Here is a 2785-nt window from a genome sequence, read left to right as displayed (position 1 = left end):
TCTTCGACTTGTCGTGGGCATCCGGAATGTCCGCCGCAGCGCCCTTGGCCTGCCACTGTCCCGCGCCGGCCGGGCTCTTGACCGGTTCCCACTCGAACTTGAACAGGTTCTCGAAGAAGTGGTTGCTCCACTGCGTCGGCGTCTGCGACCAGGTGACTTCCAGGCCGCTGCCGATCGCATCGCCGGCGATGCCGCTGGYGTGGGTGCTCTTCCAGCCCATGCCCATCTCCTCCAGATCGGCTGCTTCCGGGACCGAGCCGACGAGGTCTGCCGGGCCTGCGCCGTGGGTCTTGCCGAAGGTGTGGCCGCCGGCGATCAGGGCGACGGTTTCCTCGTCGTTCATCGCCATGCGGGCGAAGGTTTCGCGGATGTCCCTGGCCGCCGAGACCGGGTCCGCGTTGCCGTTCGGGCCTTCCGGGTTGACGTAGATCAGGCCCATTTGCACCGCGCCGAGCGGGTTTTCCAGGTCGCGGTCGCCGGTGTAGCGCTTGTCCTCCAGCCATGTCGTCTCTTTGCCCCAGTAGACGTCCTGGTCGGGCTCCCAGGTGTCCGGGCGGCCGCCGCCGAAGCCRAAGGTCTTGAAGCCCATCGATTCCAGGGCCACGTTGCCGGTCAGGATCATCAGGTCGGCCCAGGAGATCTTGCGGCCGTACTTCTGCTTGATCGGCCACAGGAGTCGGCGCGCCTTGTCGAGGTTGACGTTGTCGGGCCAGCTGTTGAGCGGCGCAAAGCGCTGCTGGCCCCGGCCGCCGCCGCCACGCCCGTCGCCGGTACGGTAGGTACCGGCGCTGTGCCAAGCCATACGGATGAACAGAGGCCCGTAGTGGCCGAAGTCCGCCGGCCACCAGTCCTGTGAGTCCGTCATCAGCGCAAGCAGATCCTTCTTCAGCGACTCGTAGTCGAGGCTCTTGAACTCCTTCGCGTAGTCGAAGTCCTTACCCATCGGATCGGACTTGGAGGAATGTTGGTGAAGCAGGTCCACCCGCAACTGGTTGGGCCACCAGTCACGATTAACATAGCCCACCGGCTGGAAGGGGCACTTGGCTTCCGCTTGTATCTGGCTCATGGAGAATCTCCAGTTTTTTGATTGAAGATCTGTGCATTCTGGATGCCGCACGGACGAATAGGGCAAAGGCTTTGCCTATGACGATCATAGGATTGTCACGTTGACGGACCGTGATCGCAACTTGCATCGCCGCGCTCCTTCGCCGTTCAGGGACCCACGATACGCCGCAACGAAGTGAACAGCAATGCTCGCGAAATCAACGACCTACAGTGCTCGGGCCGCGTCGTTGCTGGGATTCGATCCGTCACTTTTTGACACCGAAAACAAATCGACCCCTAGTAGTTTCATGAAAGTCTCAATCTTTTGTGCCCCGTCATGCTCGTGGCGTTGGCGGTGGGCATGCCGTGGCTTCCCGCCTCGGTCACGAAGCCCGAGCGCAACGAATGCGCGGGGAAGTGTCCAGGCAGGCCTGGCAGTGCGCAGCGGTGCTGGACCATCTTTCGCACCGACTCGGGTCGAGGGCTTTGAAAGCCCCCTAGCGGAGACGCAGACGTCACGAAGCAGATTGGGTGCCGGCTGCGTGTACGTTCAAGCCTGGTCGGGCCTCCGCTTGCCGGTATCCATCATTCGGGCCACCGCGCCGACCTGAGCCGAGCACGCCCGAAAGTAGCCCGTCACGGTGTCCGCGCTGTGATGCCCGGTCATAGACATGGTCTCCGCAGGGGCATGTTCTAACGCTCCGCCTCGGTGACGAAGCCGGAACGCAGCGAGTGCGCCGAGAAGTCGTCCCCGACGCCGGCGAGAGCACACCGCGCCTCGACGATGTCGCGAATGGCCGTGCCGGTGAGTCCGTCTACGCCAAGCTTCCCGCCCTTGTGGATCCGGCGGAAGAGGGGCCCCGACTTGATTTCGCTTGCCTTCAGCCAGGCATCCAACGCCTCGGCGGCCGAGCCCACCCCGGGCTTCACGTCTCGGGGCGCACCTTGCCGGTGTGGTTGGTCTTGGAGTTCGCCAGGGTGTAGAGGTACGTGCCCTCGTCGGTGCAGCGCAGGTTCTCGAAGACGGCTTCCGAGACCTCGAGCGCCGGCGGCCCGCCAGAGAAGAGGAGGAGGGCGCGGTCACGCTTCCCCTTGAGCGAGTCGTCGCAGGTCTCCAGCACCGCCTCGAGCGGCTCCTTGGTTACCGCGCGCTGTTTGTGCGGCAGGGCGCTGCGCTTCGCGTAGGCCTTGCGGGTCTTGCTAAGCAAGGTCTTCACCGCGGAGTCGACGCAGGGGTTGGGCTGCTTGGCCAGATGGTGGGCCATCGACAGGACCGAGATCCGGTGCATGAGCGTGTTCAGCACCTGTGCGCCAGGCTTTCCCAATCCGCGGGCCTGCTCAGCGACGCGGAAGCCGAGGTGCGGCGTCTGCGCAAAGCTCTCGATGAGGCTGTGGCCAGCAAGGAAGCCCTGCGCGAGAAGTCGGCTACGGAACTCGGCGCCAAGCAGCGCTCCGCGGAGGACGCCGAGGAGCGCCATCTCGCCCAGGAGCGTCGCCTCCTCTCCGAGATCGATCGCGAGCGCATGGCCACGCGCCAAGCCAGCGCAGACCTCGCCAAAGAGCAAAAGGCCCGCACCGATGATGCTGAGGCTGGTCGCGCTGTCCAACAAGCGCTGCAGGACGAGAAGACTGCGCACCGCGACGCAACCGCAGCCTGGTCGCGCCAGCAGCAGGAGCAGTCCGAGCGCAAGATCGCCCAGGGAGACAGCCAGGCGGCGACGGCAGCCGCGCTGCGCCAGCT

Annotated in this window: 3 protein-coding genes and 1 pseudogene; 1 reads left to right on the top strand and 3 read right to left on the bottom strand. The window is 64.9% G+C overall.

Annotated features, from left to right (window positions below; all coding sequences use genetic code 11):
• The 3 genes from AC1DY5_RS50220 to AC1DY5_RS50210 all read right to left on the bottom strand — a co-directional run.
• The coding region (locus AC1DY5_RS50220; protein ID WP_478121776.1) for a peroxidase family protein at positions 1–1057 on the bottom strand (1057 nt) is incomplete at its 3' end.
• 680 nt (positions 1058–1737) lie between these two features.
• On the bottom strand, positions 1738–1974 hold the full coding sequence (locus AC1DY5_RS50215) for a site-specific integrase (protein ID WP_478121775.1): 237 nt from the start codon (positions 1972–1974) through the stop codon (positions 1738–1740).
• Entirely contained in the window at positions 1971–2348 is a 378-nt protein-coding gene (locus AC1DY5_RS50210) for a hypothetical protein (protein ID WP_478121774.1), read from the bottom strand. The genes AC1DY5_RS50215 and AC1DY5_RS50210 overlap by 4 nt, the downstream gene beginning before the upstream one ends.
• A gap of 87 nt (positions 2349–2435) precedes the next feature.
• Here AC1DY5_RS50210 and AC1DY5_RS50205 point away from each other — a divergent pair.
• Positions 2436–2785, top strand: a pseudogene (locus tag AC1DY5_RS50205) (hypothetical protein); the annotation flags it as partial.

Source organism: Variovorax sp. P4_D9, assembly GCF_056401695.1.
The sequence above is the reverse complement of the archived record's forward strand: the minus strand, read 5'-3'. Positions and strand labels throughout refer to the sequence as shown.